Here is a 15,186-nt window from a genome sequence, read left to right as displayed (position 1 = left end):
ATGTACCAGTTTGTACTGGGAAAAATCTCCACCCTTAGCGCGGACCCGCTGGCGTCAACGCTCGCAGACAGGGCACCTCAGGGTGCGCGAAACGCATCCTGGCTTGCAGGCCGGACGCTGCTCGCCAGAACATTATCCCCCTCGCCGCTGCCCGACATCATTTACGGTGAACAGGGAAAACCGGCTTTTGCGAAGGGGCACCCGTTGTGGTTCAACCTGAGCCATAGCGGCGACGACATTGCCTTATTGATGAGCGACGAAGGTGAAGTCGGCTGCGATATCGAAGTGATCCGCCCGCGGCAGAACTGGCAGGCGCTGGCGAATGCCGTCTTTAGCATCACCGAGCATGAAGAGCTTGAGCGCGAAGCGCCCGAGGAACAGCTTTCTGCCTTCTGGCGTATCTGGACGCGGAAAGAGGCGATTGTAAAACAGCGTGGCGGCAGCGCCTGGCAGATTGTCAGCATCGACAGCACCGCGCAGACGCATTCGGTGAGCCAGCTGCGCTTCGGCACGCTGAGCCTGGCGGTGTGTACCCCGACGCCCTTTACCTTGACCGCCGAGTCGATTTCTTACCCCAATACGTCTGCGGCATAAAGATCGTCAGCACGCCGAGAATAATCAGGCCAACACCCGCCAGCCCGCGCCAGGAAAAGTGTTCTCCCCAGCCGGGCAGCACAACGGCGGCACCCCACACCAGAATGTAGCTGAGACTCAGCAGGGCATAGGCTCTACTGAGCGCCATGCGCTGCAGGGCCAGATACCAGCAGCCCATCGAGGCAACATAGCCAGTTAGACCCAGCATCAAGGTTCCCGTGCCGGGCGCGGCGTGCCAGAGGGCAGCAAAAAAGGCGTCACTCACCGGCGGCAGCGTCACCATGGCGTGGCGCAGCACCAGCTGCGCCACGCTGACCAACACCACGCTGCATAACGCCCAACATGTCCCCTTCACAGGCTTCCTCCCAGCAGGATAATCCCGACCATAATCAACCCGACGCCCAGCCAGTGGCGTGACGGGACGGACTCATGCCAGACGATTTTCGCCGCCAGCGTGACCCAGACAACGTTCAGACTGAGCATGGGGTAAGCCACGCCGACAGGCAGAAGCTGCAACACCACCAGCCAGGCAAGCATCCCGCAGCCAAGCGCCAGCAAGGCCAGCCCAAGCCACAGGGCAGTTCGCTGACCGCCCTTCGCCCGGGTTGCCTGTTTCTGACACAGCTGCCCTGCGCAGCTCAGCAGGCTTGCCAGTACCAGCCAGATCCAGGCCATCATTGCGGCAGATATTGCAGGTAGGCCAGACGCCCCTGAATCGTCAGGCTGTCCGGTTTCGGCAGCCCGGCACGGGCAATGTCATCGTTTTTTGAAAGCAGGATCACCAGTGATACCGGCCCCTGCTGACGATGCATTTCGAGCCATTGTGCGATGTCACCGTTGCTCACAAACCGTCCTTTCACATCCGGGTAACCGAGGCCATATTTCAGCTCCCCGGTCTGGCCAAAAAGAATGATGTCATGACGATTCAGTTCCCACGCCAGCCCCGACGCCACGCCAACGTTGTTTGCCAGCACAAACCGGCTCTCCTCCAGCGGCATACGCACGGTATCCACCAGCGACTGCGGCTGTTTGGAATCCACCACCAGGTTAGGGATGGCAAACCCAATGAGCAGCGCAAGACCGACAGGACAGAGTGCCGCGAGCCACCAGCGCCGCGCGCTCTGCTTCAGCGTAATCCAGCCCACCGCGGCCCAGATAAGAAAAGCGATCGCGGCACAGAAGACTTTGTACAGTTCAACCGATGTCCAGACCGGATGTTTAGCGAGTCCCCACGGCGACACCACCAGCGCCGCCACCACGCCGATAATGCCAAACGCGAGGTTGATGCCGCCGTTGACGCGCAGCACGCGGGCCCCTTTTTCCGCCATCGTGCAGGCGTAGCGCGCCATCAGGATAGCCAGCGGCGCGAAGCACGGCAGGATATAGGTGGGCAGCTTGCCTTTGGCGATGCTGAAGAACAGCAGCGGCATCACCACCCAGCCCAGCAGATAGAGCCCCGCCCCCTCATTTTGCCTCTCACGCCAGCCGAGGCGCAGCGCGCCCGGCAGCAGCGCCAGCCAGGGCAGACTCCCCGCGACGAGGAACGGCAGGTAGTACCAGAACGGCGCTTTATGCTGGGCATCGCTCTGTGCAAAACGCTGGATATGCTCCACCCAGAAGAAGTAACGCCAGAAATCCGGTTCGCGCTGGGCGATTGCCAGCCCCCAGGGCAGGACGATAAGCACGCAGCTCAGGATCGCCAGCCAGCCAAAAACAAGCACCTCTTTCCAGCGTTTCTGCGCAATCACCCACGGCAGCACGCCCATCACCGGAACCGCCAGCGCCAGGAAGCCTTTGGTCATGACGCCCATGCCGCAGGCCAGCCCCAGCAGAATGTAGCCCCCCGCTTTTCCGGCCACGGTTTTCGACCGTGCGGCCAGCCAGAAGCTGCACATCGCTAACGCCAGCCACAGGGCGATAATCGGATCCAGCACGGCGTAGGTGCCGATGCCATAGACCAGGAACAACGTTAAGAAGATAAGGCCGGAGAAAATCGCCACCCGCTTATCCTGCCAGAGGCGCCAGGCGAGCCAGATGACCAGCAGCGCCGTCAACCCGGTGGAGAAGATCGCTCCGGCGCGCACGGCAAAGTTGGAGTGACCAAAGATCAGCTGCCCGATGCTGTTAACCCAGTAACCGGCAATCGGCTTTTCAAAGTAACGCAGGCCGAGAAAATGCGGCACAATCCAGTCGCCTGAGGCGAGCATTTCACGGCTGATTTCCGCGTAGCGCGTCTCGTCCGGCTGCCACAACAGGCGGAGATCGACCGGGATAACGTAGTAAACAATAAACAGTGCGAGAAGTGCTACGCCATAACGGGCTGCTTTCATGATACCGGGCTCACGGTTTGTTGATAGCCAAGCCAGCCTTCCCGACCGGCCATTTCATTGCGCACAATTTTGCCGACCGGCAAGGTGCTGAGATCGTCTGGCAGCATATCGCCGAGCGGGCTGAAGTGAATGCCCTCGGCGGCAGCCATCGTCAACAGCGCATCAAAATCATGCTGATACGCGATCCCTTCCACCTCAGCGTGAATCGTGTAGACCGGCGTACCCTCATCGCGATGCATGCAGTCCAGTATGTAGCGGTTAAACCCTGCGGCACTGACGTCGCGCCCGACCACTTCATCCCAGGTCGGGAGCGTGACAGGAATTTGAACCGTACCGGTGCGCTCGTTCCCTAACAGCGGTAAAAACGGGGCGGTACCGCGACAATCGCTGTTATAGCGAAACGCGAAGATCTCCTTGGCTTTCACCACGCGCTGGTCGGCACGCCATCCCGCCGCGGCGGAACAGCGCACGGGCTGGCCGGTAATCGCCTCCAGCTCCTGCACGCCGAGCTCGACGTCTTGTTCCAGGCGCGGAATATCCCAGACGCCCGCCCAGGCCTGCCAGGCATGGTGATCCCAGGCGTGAAGCCCCACTTCGTGCTGATGCGCCGCTTCGCAGATAATCGCCTCATTCCCCGCCCCGATGCGCCTGCCGGGCCAGGCGGTCCCCGCCAGCAAAATATCCCAGCCGTAGAGGGATGCCGCGCGCGAGCGCAGCATTTTGTACAGAAATGCCGGTTTAACCAGGCGCCACAGATGACGCCCCATGTTGTCTGGCCCGACGCTGAAGAAAATGCTGGCACGCACGTCGTGCTTGCTCAGCAGTTCCAGCAGCCGCGGGACGCCTTCGCGGGTGCCGCGAAAGGTGTCGACATCAATGCGTAAACCGACCTTTTTCATGATGCCTGTTCCGACAGCTCCACGGTGCGCAGGAAGAAGTCGAGTGTTTCATCAATGGTCTGCTCCATCTTCACGGTTGGCGTCCAGTTCAGGCAGCGCTTCGCGTTGCGGATGCTCGGCTTACGGTGCTCTACGTCCTGATAGCCTTTGCCGTAGTAGCTGCTACTCTCCACTTCGCGGAACCCGGCAAACGGCGGGAACTGGCTGCGCAGCGGATGGCGCTCAAAGCTTGCCAGCAGCATTTCAGCCAGCTCGCGGATGCTCGCTTCGTTGTCCGGGTTGCCGATGTTGATGATCTCCCCGTTGCAACGGCCGTCTTTGTTTTCGATGATGCGGAACAGCGCTTCGATGCCGTCGCTGATATCGGTGAAGCAGCGTTTCTGTTTGCCGCCTTCGATAAGCTTAATGGGCGACCCTTCCACCAGGTTCAGGATCAATTGGGTGATGGCGCGGGAGCTGCCGATACGCGCGGCGTTCAGGTTATCCAGACGCGGCCCCATCCAGTTAAACGGACGGAACAGGGTAAAGCGTAGCCCCTCTTTCTCGCCGTAGGCCCAAATCACGCGATCCAGCAGCTGCTTGGAGACGGAGTAGATCCAGCGCTGCTTGTTGATCGGCCCGACCACCAGGCTGGAGGTGTCCTCGTCGAAGTTCTTATCGGTACACATGCCGTACACCTCAGAAGTGGACGGGAAGATGATGCGCTTATCGTATTTCACGCAGTCGCGGATAATCTTCAGGTTCTCTTCGAAATCCAGCTCGAATACACGCAGCGGGTTACGGGTGTACTCAATCGGTGTGGCAATCGCCACCAGCGGCAGCACCACGTCGCATTTCTTGATGTGGTACTCGATCCATTCGGAGTGGATGCTGATGTCCCCTTCAACGAAGTGGAAGCGCGGATTACCGAGGAAACGGCCGATCGCATCGGATCCAATGTCCAGACCGTAAATCTCGTAGTTGTCGTCTTTCAGCAGGCGCTCGGTGAGGTGGTTACCGATAAACCCGTTCACCCCGAGGATCAACACGCGCGTGCGCCGTTTGAGCGCCACCACCGGCGCGCTGGTGATCAGCGCCCCCGCCACCAGCCCCAGAGACTGCGCCAGCTGCGCCCCCTGAACGTACAAGCCGCTGTCGGTTTGTCCGGTGACGATCTCCAGCGCCTGCTCGCCACAGCTCACAATCAGCGGGGAGACCGAGACGACGGTGCCCGGTTTGGCGGCAGGGATGTCGTCACGCACGCGGGATTTCCAGACGATAAATTTACTCACGCCCGCAAAGCTGTATGCGCCCGGCCACGGGTCGGTCACGGCGCGTACCAGGTTGTGCAGCTGGCGGGCCGGTTGGTTCCAGTCCAGACGGCCATCTTCCGGCGTGCGGCGACCGAAGCAGCTGGCCTTGCTTTCATCCTGCGCGGTTTCGGTAAAGGTTCCCTGAAGGATCGTCGGCAGCGCGTCGCGCAGCAGGCTTTGCGCGGCGGTGCAGAGCTTGCGGTGCAGCTCCAGCGCCGTCTCATCGGCGTCAATGCTCACTTTCTGCTGCGCCACGATGCCGCCCGCATCGGCACGTCGCACCATTTTGTGCAGCGTTACGCCGGTTTCCGTTTCACCGTTAACCAGCGCCCAGTTCAGCGGGGCGCGGCCACGGTAGGCTGGCAGCAGGGAGCCGTGCAGGTTGAACGCCCCTTTGTCTGCCACGCTCAGGATCGCATCGCAGAGCAGGTTGCGGTAATAGAACGAGAAAATCACGTCCGGCGCGAGTTTCTGAATGCGATCCACCCACAGCGGGTGGTTCACGTCGTCCGGGGCGTACACCGGGATCCCGTGTTCAGCCGCAATACGCGCCACCGAGCCAAAGAAATGGTTTTCTCCGGCAACGTCCGGATGCGTGAAGATGGCCGTAATGTCGAAGCCCGCGTCCAGCAAGGCTTGCGTGCCCGAGCACCCCATATCGTGATAGGCGAAGACGACAGCTTTCATGGGTGTTTTTCCTCTTGAGATGCGGTGTGTTCCTGACGGACAACCCGTTGAATAAAGTAGCGCGGACGCGCGCGAACATCGTTGTAAATACGGCCGATATATTCACCGAGCAGGCCCATACCAATGAACTGGGCGCCGATGAACATGAACAGCACGGCAAACAGCATAAAGACCCCTTCCGCCGCCCACTGCGGGCCAAAGGCCAGCCGCAGCACGACCAGCAGAACGGAAAGCGCAAACCCGGCCAGCGCGATAACGCTGCCGAAAACGCTCAGCAGGCGCAGCGGCGTGGTGGTCAGGCAGGTGATGAGGTCGTACATCAGGTTGATCAGACGCATAAAGCTGTACTTTGACTCTCCGTGCTCGCGCTCGGCGTGCAGCACCGGGATCTCCGTCGCTTTGCGGGCAAAGGTGTTCGCCAGAATCGGAATGAAGGTACTGCGTTCGTGGCAGTGCAGCATGGCGTCGATGATGTGGCGGCGATAGGCGCGCAGCATGCAGCCGTAATCGCCCATCGCTTTGCCGGTGGTGCGCTGGATCAGCCGGTTAATGGTGCGTGACGCCAGCTTGCGGAACAGGCTGTCCTGACGGTTTTGCCGCACGGTGCCGACCACGTCGTAGCCCTCGTCGGCTTTGGCAACCAGGCGTGGGATCTCTTCCGGCGGGTTTTGCAGGTCAGCGTCCAGCGTTATCACCAGATCGCCCGTCACGTGGCTGAACCCGGCCATGATCGCCGAGTGCTGGCCATAGTTACGGTTAAGCAGCACGGCAACAATATGGCTGCCCTCCGCCTGCGCGGCGTCGGTCAGCATCATCGCGGAGTCATCGCTGCTGCCATCATCCACCAACAGAATTTCGTAAGCCTTGCCCAGAGTGTCGCAGGCAGCGGTTGTGCGGCGGATCAGTTCCGGCAGGCTCTCCTGCTCGTTGTAGACCGGGATCACCACGGAGACTTTTTGAACGGGCGGCGCGCTGAACATATCAATGTCCTGCAAGCTGATGGAGCGCGGTAATGACGCGGGTTGTGTCGTCATGGGTCATGTCCGGGAAAAGAGGGAGAGAACAAATACGCGCGCTGTTCCATTCGGTGTTCGGGAGTGAGACCTCCGGAAAACGCTCGCGGTAATATTTTTGCGTGTGGGCCGCGCGGAAGTGCAGGCCGGTACCGATGCCCTGCTCTTTCAGCGCGGCCATCAGGGCATCGCGCGAGATGCCGCACCGGGCTTCATCCACGCGAATAATAAACAGATGCCAGGCGTGCAGATGTGGCCAGGCCGGGGTGCGCAGCGGCTGGAAAGGGGTATCCGCGAGTTCAAGCCGGTAGCGGTCGGCAATGTCGCGACGGCGCTTATTGGCCTCGCCCAGCTTGCCCAGCTGGACCAGCGCCAGCGCGGCGTTGATATCCGCAAGGTTGTATTTGAAGCCGGGGGTGATGACCTCCGCCTGCGGCGCGCGGCCGTGGGTCTGGCGGTCATAGGCATCTACGCCCAGACCGTGGAACTTCAGGCTGCGGATTTTTTGCGCCAGCTGTGCGTCATCCGTCACCACCAGGCCACCTTCGGCGCAGGTCATGTTTTTGATGGCGTGAAACGAGAAGATGGCCGTGCCCTGCCAGCCCACGTGACGGTTTTTGTAGTAGGTTCCGGCGGCATGGGCGGCATCTTCAATGACGGGAATACCGTGGCGTTCACCGACGGCGCTAATGGCGTCGATATCGCACGGTGCGCCCGCATAATGCACCGGCACAATGGCTTTCGTGCGGGGCGTAATGGCGGCCTCGACCGCCTCAGGCGTCACCATCAGCGTCTCTTTGTCGACGTCGATCATCACCGGCGTGGCGCCCAGCAGCACGATTATATTCAGCGTCGACACCCAGGTCAGGGAGGGGGTAATCACCTCATCGCCGGGACCGATATCCATCGCCATCAGAGTGACATGCATCCCCGCCGTGGCGGAGGAGACGGCAATCGCATGACGGTTTCCGGTAAGCGTACAAAACGCGTCTTCCAGCGCCTGATTTTTCGGCCCGGTGGTGATCCAGCCGGAGGTTAATACCTCCTGCACTGCGGCGATTTCCTCAGCGCCCATTGAAGGACGAGAAAACGGCAAAAAATCACGCATTATTAATTTCCTTGAGATGTTTAAGGCAACTTTTTGATATTAACCAAATGCCGACGCGTTTATTTCAACGAACCATAAACTCATCTCAAGGTAACGTTCATTTCTTAGGGAAAAATTAAGATGGCGAAAAAGAGGAATAGCCAAACAACTAAAATCAATTAATAAACAAATAGTTATTAAATTATGAATTATTTATTTTGTGATTACGCTCACCGTTAACGCGCTTTTTATCTAAACCAAACATCAACAAACAAAAAATTCCCGACCATTTCGAATAAATATGAAATGAGCCGGGAACTTTTCTTTTTAGTTAATTGTCGTGCTTATTTTAAATTATCAGGAAAGTTTTTTGGAAGTTCACTGGCAGCGCACGCAATAACGCTTTCATCGTTAGCACCGCAGTCGCGAACAAAAGTAATAGTGGCAAATTCATCAATCACTTCGGTTGGATATGCCGGGCCCGCATCGCGATAGCTATTCATCAGCGGAATATGATCGTTCTGGAAGCAGACGGTTTTTTCCGGATTGTTCATTACCCAGCGCGGGAAGAAGATCGTGCCGTGGAACAGGCTGTCGCCCAGGTTCACAATCAGGCTCACGTCGGTGCCGGTGGGCTCGGTCCAGGAGATTTTATAGATGCTCTCCCCAACGCGGACGATGTACGCCTGCTGGTCTTTCACCCAGCGGTTACCGACCAGGCCGCTGTGAATACGGTAGTCGAGGGTGTTTTCGTTTTTGACGTAAATTTCATAGTTCCAGCCATTATCGTAGGTATAAACCAGATGTTTGCCGACGAAGCCGCTTAAATCATGTTTGTCGAAGGTGTTCATAAGATGTCTCCTTTGTTTTGATGAGACGATCTTATTCCTTCAAAAAACGAATGAATAACGCTATGTTTGAATCAAATTCATCCAAATTTTAGATTAATTATGCACAAGACGACGCTCGAACAATGGGCATTGCTGGAGAGAGTGGTGGAGGCTGGCAGCTTTGCTAAAGCAGCGGAAGAGACCCACCGCAGCCAGTCTTCGGTCAGCTATAACCTGTCGCTGCTGCAGGAGCGGCTGGGCGTGGCGCTGCTGATGGCGGAGGGAAGACGGGCCGTGCTCACTCCCGCAGGGGAATTATTACTGAGTCAGGTTAAACCGCTGCTGAAGGCGTTCTCTTACGTCGAGACGCGCGCCGCGACGCTGCAGAGCGGCATGCGGACCCGGCTCGACCTCATGGTTGACAGTATTTTCCCGCGTCGCCGCCTGTTCGCCATTTTGCGGCAGTTCCAGCAGCGCTATCCGCAAACGCAGGTGCGGCTTACCGAAGTGCTGGAAAACAGCCGCGACGATGCGCTGAATGATGAAGCCGACGTGATGATCCTCACCCGCCGCCAGGACATTACCGGACTGGGTGAATGGCTGATGAATATCGACTTTATTGCCGTTGCCCATCACGAGCACCCTCTGTTTGCACTTGATTCACCGCTGAACGATGAACTGCTGCGCCCGTGGCCGCTGATCCAAATTGCGGACAGCCAGCCTGCTGCCCGTCCTGCTGGCGGGTCCTGGACATTTTCCACCATTGATGCCGCCATCGAAGCGGTGATGAACCAGGTTGGATACGGCTGGCTGCCGGAAGAGCGTATTCAAACGCAGCTGGAACAAGGCGTTCTGAAAGCGCTGCCGCTCAGCCACGGCGTGCGCCGCGCGACGCCGCTGCACCTCATCGTTAAGCGCTCGCTCAATCCTCTGGACGAGCAGGTGGACACCCTGCTGCACCTTTTTAAACAGGAGCCGTCATCCTCACCTGCTACGCTTTAAGGTCTGAACGTTAAAACCACAAGGAGCGGAGCATGAAAATCGATTTTACGGGGAAAGTGGCGCTGGTGACCGCCTCAACCGGCGGGATTGGGTTCGCTATCGCCCGAGGGCTGGCTGAAAGTGGTGCGGAAGTGATTGTGAATGGCCGCAGCACGGACTCGGTGAACAAGGGTATTCAGCAACTCCAGCAGGTCGTGCCCGGCGTGCAGGTGCGGGCGGCCATTGCCGATCTCAGTACACCGGACGGGGTGGACGCGCTGCTGAACGTGGCAACGAACGTCGACATTCTGGTCAACAACGCGGGGATTTACGGCCCGCAGGATTTCTACTCCACCGACGATGACACCTGGGAGCGTTACTGGCAGACCAACGTAATGTCCGGCGTGCGCCTCTCCCGCGCCCTGCTGCCCGGCATGGTGCAGAAAGGCTGGGGGCGCGTGGTGTTTATTTCGTCCGAATCAGCCTGCAATATTCCGGCTGATATGATCCACTATGGCGTGACCAAAACGGCGCAGCTCTCGCTGGCGCGCGGGCTGGCGAAATTTGTAGCCGGAAGCGGCGTCACGGTTAACAGCGTCCTGCCAGGACCGACGATGTCCGACGGTTTTGCCGGGATGATGAAGGACGAGATCGAGAAAACCGGGAAATCGCTGGAGCAACTGGCGAAAGAGTTTGTGATGGCTAATCGCCCCAGCTCGGTGATTCAGCGCGCCGCGACGGTGGAAGAAGTGGCGAATATGGTGGTGTATGTCTGTTCGACGCAGGCCTCCGCCACCTCCGGTGCAGCACTGCGCGTCGATGGTGGCGTAGTGGATGACATCATCTGAGCCGTCAGGCTGCAGCGCCCGCCACCCGGCGGGCGGTGATGAAATGTTCCTGCCAGTAGTTGTCCGTCAGGGTTGAAACCGTTACGCCCTGGCTGCTCGAGGCGTGAATGAACTGGCTATCACCAATATAAACACCCACATGCTTTCGGTTCGGGCCCGTCTGGAAAAACACCAAATCTCCGGCCTTCAAACGGTATTGTGCCACCTGCACACCGCGATGGATCTGTTCGCTCGTGGTGCGCGGCAGCTCCAGATGGGCGGCATCACTGAAGAGATGCTGCATCAGCGCAGAGCAATCTACCCCGCGATGCGTGGTTCCTCCCCACTGGTAGTGGGTCCCTTTCCATTTCTGGTATTGATCGAGAATGCGGGAACGTAGCGGACCCGTTTGCTGATGCATCAGCCCGGACGTTGCCGGGGATGCCGACAGCTCGCTGTTCATTGACAACATGGAAGCAGGCAGTTGAAAACTAAATGCTGAAAACGAGGCAAAACTTAACGAGAGTATTGAAATAAGCGATCTAAGAGTCATATCAAAAAGAAGCAGTGAGTGAGTTTTTCCTTACGGGTGGGGCCAATATTTCCCCAAAAATCGTGCAATGTGGCGATAATATAGACTGTTCGTTTTTCATCCAATTGTTATCGGGTCTGATTTTGGACTCTTCGGCCCTGTCGCAAGAATGAGAAAAAAACGCGCGTGGTATAAGGACTGTGGCGTTAAAGCAGGTAAACTAATGAGCAGAATGTGTATTTCAGCTAAGACGTTTTTATGACCAATATGATTGCCGACGACGCCGTGGCCAAATCCCACGTGCTCTCTGTCTTTGACTTTGATGGAACATTGACGCATCACGACAGCTTTATCCCTTTCCTGCGCTTTGCCTTTGGCAAGCGTTACTTTGCGGGACGGCTGGTACGGATGGCGTTACCGACGCTCCACTGCGTGCGCCGCAAGCTAACGCGTGATGAGCTGAAAGAGGTGTTGATCAAAACGTTCCTGACAGGGGTGGACGAGCACTGGTTACGTCAGCAGGCGGAAGCCTTTTGTGAAAAATACTGGAACAAGCTGATGCGCCCTGAAGGGGTTTTAGCCGTGGCGGCTGAGGTCAATTCCGGTGCGGAAGTGACTATCTGCTCCGCCTCCCCGGCACTGGTGCTTCAGCCGTGGGCGGATAAGCTCGGCATTAAGCTGATTGGTACGCAGCTGGAAGTGAAAAACGGCAAGCTGACCGGGCGTATCACCGGCAATAACTGCCGCTGTGCACAGAAAGTCGCGAGGCTGGAAAAGGTCTACGGCGATCTTAACACCTACCACCTGCGCGCCTGGGGTGACACCCGTGGTGACCACGAACTGCTGGCGGCAGCGCAGGATCCACACTGGCGTCACTTCCATCATCCGCGCAAGCGTCGGAATTCACCGATTAAGGGGTAAGTGCGGTCTTTTGCCCTCACCCCGGCCCTCTCCCCGTGGGAGAGGGATCCCCAGTAATTTTTTAACCGGAAGCGATGAATGTTGTTTCAGGATAACCAATGACTCACAGCGACGCCCTGGTCCGGCTGTAAATCGCTGAGGCGTTTGCCTTCCGGCCGGGGCGAGGCGCAGGGATGCGCCGAGAGGGCGGGCTTTACAGGGATGTTACCTCCGCCCGTACCCGATAAGCCGGAAGGAATAAGCCGAGGGCACCGCGAAGCGGCGATTTACCGCCGGGAGCCGGGGTCGCCAGGGTGGTGGCGACTGAGCCACCCTGGCACGTTCACCGGTTATGTCCTTGCAGAGTAGCAAGGAACATAAAGTGAACGGAATAACCTCCACAGCCGTATGTTCCCCCTCACCCCAGCCCTCTCCCTCAAGGGAGAGGGAGTCGTCTTTGCCGGCATTATTTTGTGGGGATCCCTCAACCCACGGGGGGAGGGAGACAAACGATGCATCAGGCAGTGCGTTTCCCCGGGAACATCACGCTCGCAATAATCCCCAGCGCCAGCACGCCCAATACCACAAACAGACTGGCCGTCGCGCCAATGCTGTAACCGTGATGCCAGAAGTGATCGGTGGCATTCAGACCCAGCTTGAATGCCACAAAGAACAGCAGCAGCACTACGGCTTTCTCGAGGTGCACCAGGTACTGCTTCAGCGCTTCCAGCACGAAGTAAAGGGTACGCAGGCCGAGGATAGCGAACATCATGGCGCTGTAGATAATCAGCGGTTCGCGGCTCACCGCGATAATGGCCGGTACGGAGTCAAACGCGAACATTACGTCAGAGAGTTCCACCACCGCCACACAGAGCAGTAACGGCGTCGCGTAGCGCTTCGCTTTCTTCACGCGGCCAACCATGACGTCCTGGTTTTCTGGCTTCTCCAGCTCAGCATCCACCTCTTTTTGCGTCAGGATAAACGCGTGGCTGCTGATTTTCGGCCAGACCGGGTAAAAGCGTTTTACCAGACGATAAGCCAGATGACCGGAGTAATCTTCAACTTCATCGCTCTCTTCATTACGCTTGAGCATCATCACCGCCGTCCAGCCGACGACCAGCGCGAAAACCACCTCAACGTACGGTCCCAGACTTAACAGGCTGGTGCCGATAGCCACAAAGATACCGCGGAAAACAATCGCCCCCAGCACGCCCCAGTAGAGCACACGGTGACGGTATTTATCCGGCACACCAAACCAGGCGAAGATGGCCATCATCACGAACAGGTTATCGATGGAGAGAACTTCCTCAAGCGCGTAGCCGGTAAGGAACAGGCTCGCCATTTCGGCACCGTGGTGGATGTACAGGAACCCGGCAAACGCCATCGCCATCGAGAACCAGAAAACGGACCACATCGCCGCGCTTTTCAGCGAGACAGGTTTATCGTGACGGTGCATGAAGAGGTCAATAAACATCGCCCCAACGGCCATTACGACAAAGACAACAACGGTTTCCGTCGGGAAACCGAGATGAGCAGCAGACATACACAACCCTTTTATAGAGGCAAAACACAGCACCATGCAGACTGGCGTAAACCAGCCGAGAAAAAGGGTGGACTGTTGATCAACGTCTCCACCCTCAAAACCGCAGCTCTGTGACTGCGCAAGGTGTGTACTTTACCTCACAACGTAGGGTGGCGCATCTGCCGTTTAGACGCATTACGTTAAGAACTTTATATGTGAGTCACCTCTTATTTACATAATTTAAACCTTCCATTAACTGGATAAAAAGAACGCGCCGCCGCTATAGTGGTTTTGTTTAATAAAACCGAGTTGTACCTGATAAAACCAAGAATAAACCCTGCGAGGACACAATGACAGAACAAACACGTTATGGCGCAACCGCCACTGAGGAGATAGAAAAAGAGACGATGCGGAAAGTGATCTGGCGTATCCTGCCGTTCCTCATCGTCAGCTATCTGATCTCCATTATCGATCGCGGTAATATCGGCATGGCTTCGCTGCAGATGAATGAGGATCTTGGCCTCAGCAAAGCGGCATTTGGCTTCGCCAGCAGCCTTTACTTTGTGGCCTATTTTTTGTTTGAAGTGCCAAGCAACCTGGCGATGCAAAAAGTCGGCGCGCGGCTGTGGATCCCGCGCATCATGATTAGCTGGGGCATTGTCTCCATGTGTATGTCGCTGGTCCAGAACACCACGTCGCTCTATATCGTCCGTTTTCTTCTCGGCGCCGCAGAGGCGGGCTTCTTCCCTGGCGTCGTGCTTTATCTGACCTGGTGGATCCCTTCCCGTTACCGCGCACGCATTATTGCCTCCTTTATGGTCGCCATCCCACTCGCCAACTTCATCGGCTCCCCGCTTTCCGGGTTGATACTGTCCATGGACGGCTGGCTGGGTCTGCGTGGCTGGCATCTGCTGTTTATCATTGAAGGTTTGCCCGCCGTACTGCTCGGCATTGCCGCCTGGTTTATTCTCCGCGATCGCCCCCATCAGGCGAACTGGCTCAGCAGTGAGCAGAAGCAATGGCTGGAAACCACGCTGGAAAACGAGCGCAATCAGCAAAAGAATATTGGACATCAAACGACGTGGCAGCTGCTGAAGCACCGCCAAATCTGGCTGCTGGCGCTGATTTACGCTGGCGCATCGTCTGCCGGCACGACCATCAGCGTATGGTCTCCTCAACTGCTGAAATCCTTCCATCTCAATAATCTTGAGACAGGCCTGTTCAACGCCATCCCGTACGGTCTGGCATCCGTACTCATGATTGTATGGGGACGAAGTTCTGACCGAACCAACGAACGCCGCTGGCATACCGCGCTGACGCTTTTCATGATTGCCGCAGGCGTATTTGCCGCATTTGTCAGCGTCTCCCTTGCTGCCACCATTGTTATTCTCAGCATCATGCTCATCGGCGCTTATTCAATGAAAGGGCCTTTCTGGGCGCTGGCGTCCGGCTGGATGAGCAGTACCTCGGCAGCAGCAGGACTCGCCGCGATTGGCGCCATCGCGAACCTGATTGGCGGAGCAGTAATGGTAAATGCGTACGGTATTATCAATGAGCGGACGGGCAGTTATACGCTGGCTATGCTTCCGCTGGCCGCGCTGTGTGTGGCGGGGGGGATCGCGGTGCTGATGATGGGCCGACAGAGCCGCAACACTCAGCTACACGAGAAGCAGGTCACAAATTAACGATAAC

15 protein-coding genes are annotated in these 15,186 nt (G+C 57.6%); 5 read left to right on the top strand and 10 right to left on the bottom strand.

Annotation, left to right across the window (positions count from 1 at the left end; translation table 11 throughout):
• Positions 1-594 (top strand): 4'-phosphopantetheinyl transferase AcpT, encoded by a 594-nt coding sequence (gene acpT / locus KW829_RS17345; protein ID WP_010436580.1) that lies wholly within the window; start codon positions 1-3, stop codon positions 592-594.
• On the opposite strand, the gene arnF is transcribed toward acpT, so the two are convergent.
• The 8 genes from arnF to KW829_RS17305 all read right to left on the bottom strand — a co-directional run bounded on the left by arnF (position 545) and on the right by KW829_RS17305 (position 8,753).
• Entirely contained in the window at positions 545-949 is a 405-nt protein-coding gene (gene arnF / locus KW829_RS17340) for a 4-amino-4-deoxy-L-arabinose-phosphoundecaprenol flippase subunit ArnF (protein WP_218308714.1), read from the bottom strand. The genes acpT and arnF overlap by 50 nt on opposite strands.
• Positions 946-1,272 carry a 4-amino-4-deoxy-L-arabinose-phosphoundecaprenol flippase subunit ArnE gene (arnE, locus tag KW829_RS17335; RefSeq protein WP_218308713.1) on the bottom strand — a complete coding sequence of 109 codons (327 nt, stop codon included), beginning with the start codon at positions 1,270-1,272 and terminating at the stop codon, positions 946-948. The genes arnF and arnE overlap by 4 nt, the downstream gene beginning before the upstream one ends.
• Positions 1,269-2,924 (bottom strand): lipid IV(A) 4-amino-4-deoxy-L-arabinosyltransferase, encoded by a 1,656-nt coding sequence (gene arnT / locus KW829_RS17330; protein ID WP_218308712.1) that lies wholly within the window; start codon positions 2,922-2,924, stop codon positions 1,269-1,271. Before arnT ends, arnE begins: the two co-directional genes overlap by 4 nt.
• Entirely contained in the window at positions 2,921-3,823 is a 903-nt protein-coding gene (arnD, locus tag KW829_RS17325; protein WP_218308711.1) for a 4-deoxy-4-formamido-L-arabinose-phosphoundecaprenol deformylase, read from the bottom strand. Before arnD ends, arnT begins: the two co-directional genes overlap by 4 nt.
• Positions 3,820-5,802, bottom strand: a complete 1,983-nt coding sequence (gene arnA / locus KW829_RS17320) for a bifunctional UDP-4-amino-4-deoxy-L-arabinose formyltransferase/UDP-glucuronic acid oxidase ArnA (protein ID WP_010436592.1) — start codon at positions 5,800-5,802, stop codon at positions 3,820-3,822. Before arnA ends, arnD begins: the two co-directional genes overlap by 4 nt.
• Positions 5,799-6,782 carry an undecaprenyl-phosphate 4-deoxy-4-formamido-L-arabinose transferase gene (gene arnC, locus KW829_RS17315; protein ID WP_010436594.1) on the bottom strand — a complete coding sequence of 328 codons (984 nt, stop codon included), beginning with the start codon at positions 6,780-6,782 and terminating at the stop codon, positions 5,799-5,801. Before arnC ends, arnA begins: the two co-directional genes overlap by 4 nt.
• Before the next feature lies 1 nt (position 6,783).
• Positions 6,784-7,923, bottom strand: coding sequence for a UDP-4-amino-4-deoxy-L-arabinose aminotransferase (gene arnB / locus KW829_RS17310; RefSeq protein WP_218308710.1), 1,140 nt, complete (start codon positions 7,921-7,923; stop codon positions 6,784-6,786).
• Positions 7,924-8,246: 323 nt separating this feature from the next.
• A complete protein-coding gene (locus KW829_RS17305; protein ID WP_108417671.1) occupies positions 8,247-8,753 on the bottom strand; it encodes a phenolic acid decarboxylase in 507 nt (168 codons plus the stop codon).
• Between the two features lie 99 nt (positions 8,754-8,852).
• Here KW829_RS17305 and KW829_RS17300 point away from each other — a divergent pair, with 99 nt between their 5' ends.
• Together KW829_RS17300 and KW829_RS17295 are read left to right on the top strand one after the other, a co-directional pair.
• On the top strand, positions 8,853-9,734 hold the full coding sequence (locus KW829_RS17300) for a LysR family transcriptional regulator (protein WP_218308709.1): 882 nt from the start codon (positions 8,853-8,855) through the stop codon (positions 9,732-9,734).
• Between the two features lie 32 nt (positions 9,735-9,766).
• Positions 9,767-10,561: an SDR family NAD(P)-dependent oxidoreductase gene (locus KW829_RS17295; RefSeq protein WP_100167316.1), complete on the top strand. Its 795-nt coding sequence runs from the start codon at positions 9,767-9,769 to the stop codon at positions 10,559-10,561.
• 4 nt (positions 10,562-10,565) lie between these two features.
• Here KW829_RS17295 and KW829_RS17290 read toward each other — a convergent pair whose 3' ends face one another.
• Positions 10,566-11,093 carry an NlpC/P60 family protein gene (locus tag KW829_RS17290; protein ID WP_172701559.1) on the bottom strand — a complete coding sequence of 176 codons (528 nt, stop codon included), beginning with the start codon at positions 11,091-11,093 and terminating at the stop codon, positions 10,566-10,568.
• A 237-nt stretch (positions 11,094-11,330) separates the two neighbouring features.
• Between KW829_RS17290 and KW829_RS17285 the strand changes: the two genes are divergently transcribed.
• The gene (locus tag KW829_RS17285; RefSeq protein WP_089598690.1) at positions 11,331-11,993 is read left to right on the top strand and encodes an HAD family hydrolase; all 663 of its coding nucleotides are present in this window, start codon (positions 11,331-11,333) and stop codon (positions 11,991-11,993) included.
• 496 nt (positions 11,994-12,489) lie between these two features.
• On the opposite strand, the gene KW829_RS17280 is transcribed toward KW829_RS17285, so the two are convergent.
• Entirely contained in the window at positions 12,490-13,515 is a 1,026-nt protein-coding gene (locus KW829_RS17280; protein ID WP_042717234.1) for a TerC/Alx family metal homeostasis membrane protein, read from the bottom strand.
• A 329-nt stretch (positions 13,516-13,844) separates the two neighbouring features.
• Between KW829_RS17280 and KW829_RS17275 the strand changes: the two genes are divergently transcribed.
• Complete coding sequence (locus KW829_RS17275) at positions 13,845-15,179, top strand: MFS transporter (protein WP_218308708.1); 1,335 nt, start codon at positions 13,845-13,847, stop codon at positions 15,177-15,179.
• Positions 15,180-15,186 lie beyond the last annotated feature (7 nt).

Source organism: Enterobacter sp. ENT02 (assembly GCF_019219165.1).
Classification (GTDB): domain Bacteria; phylum Pseudomonadota; class Gammaproteobacteria; order Enterobacterales; family Enterobacteriaceae; genus Enterobacter; species Enterobacter mori.
This window is presented reverse-complemented; position numbering and strand designations above follow the sequence as displayed.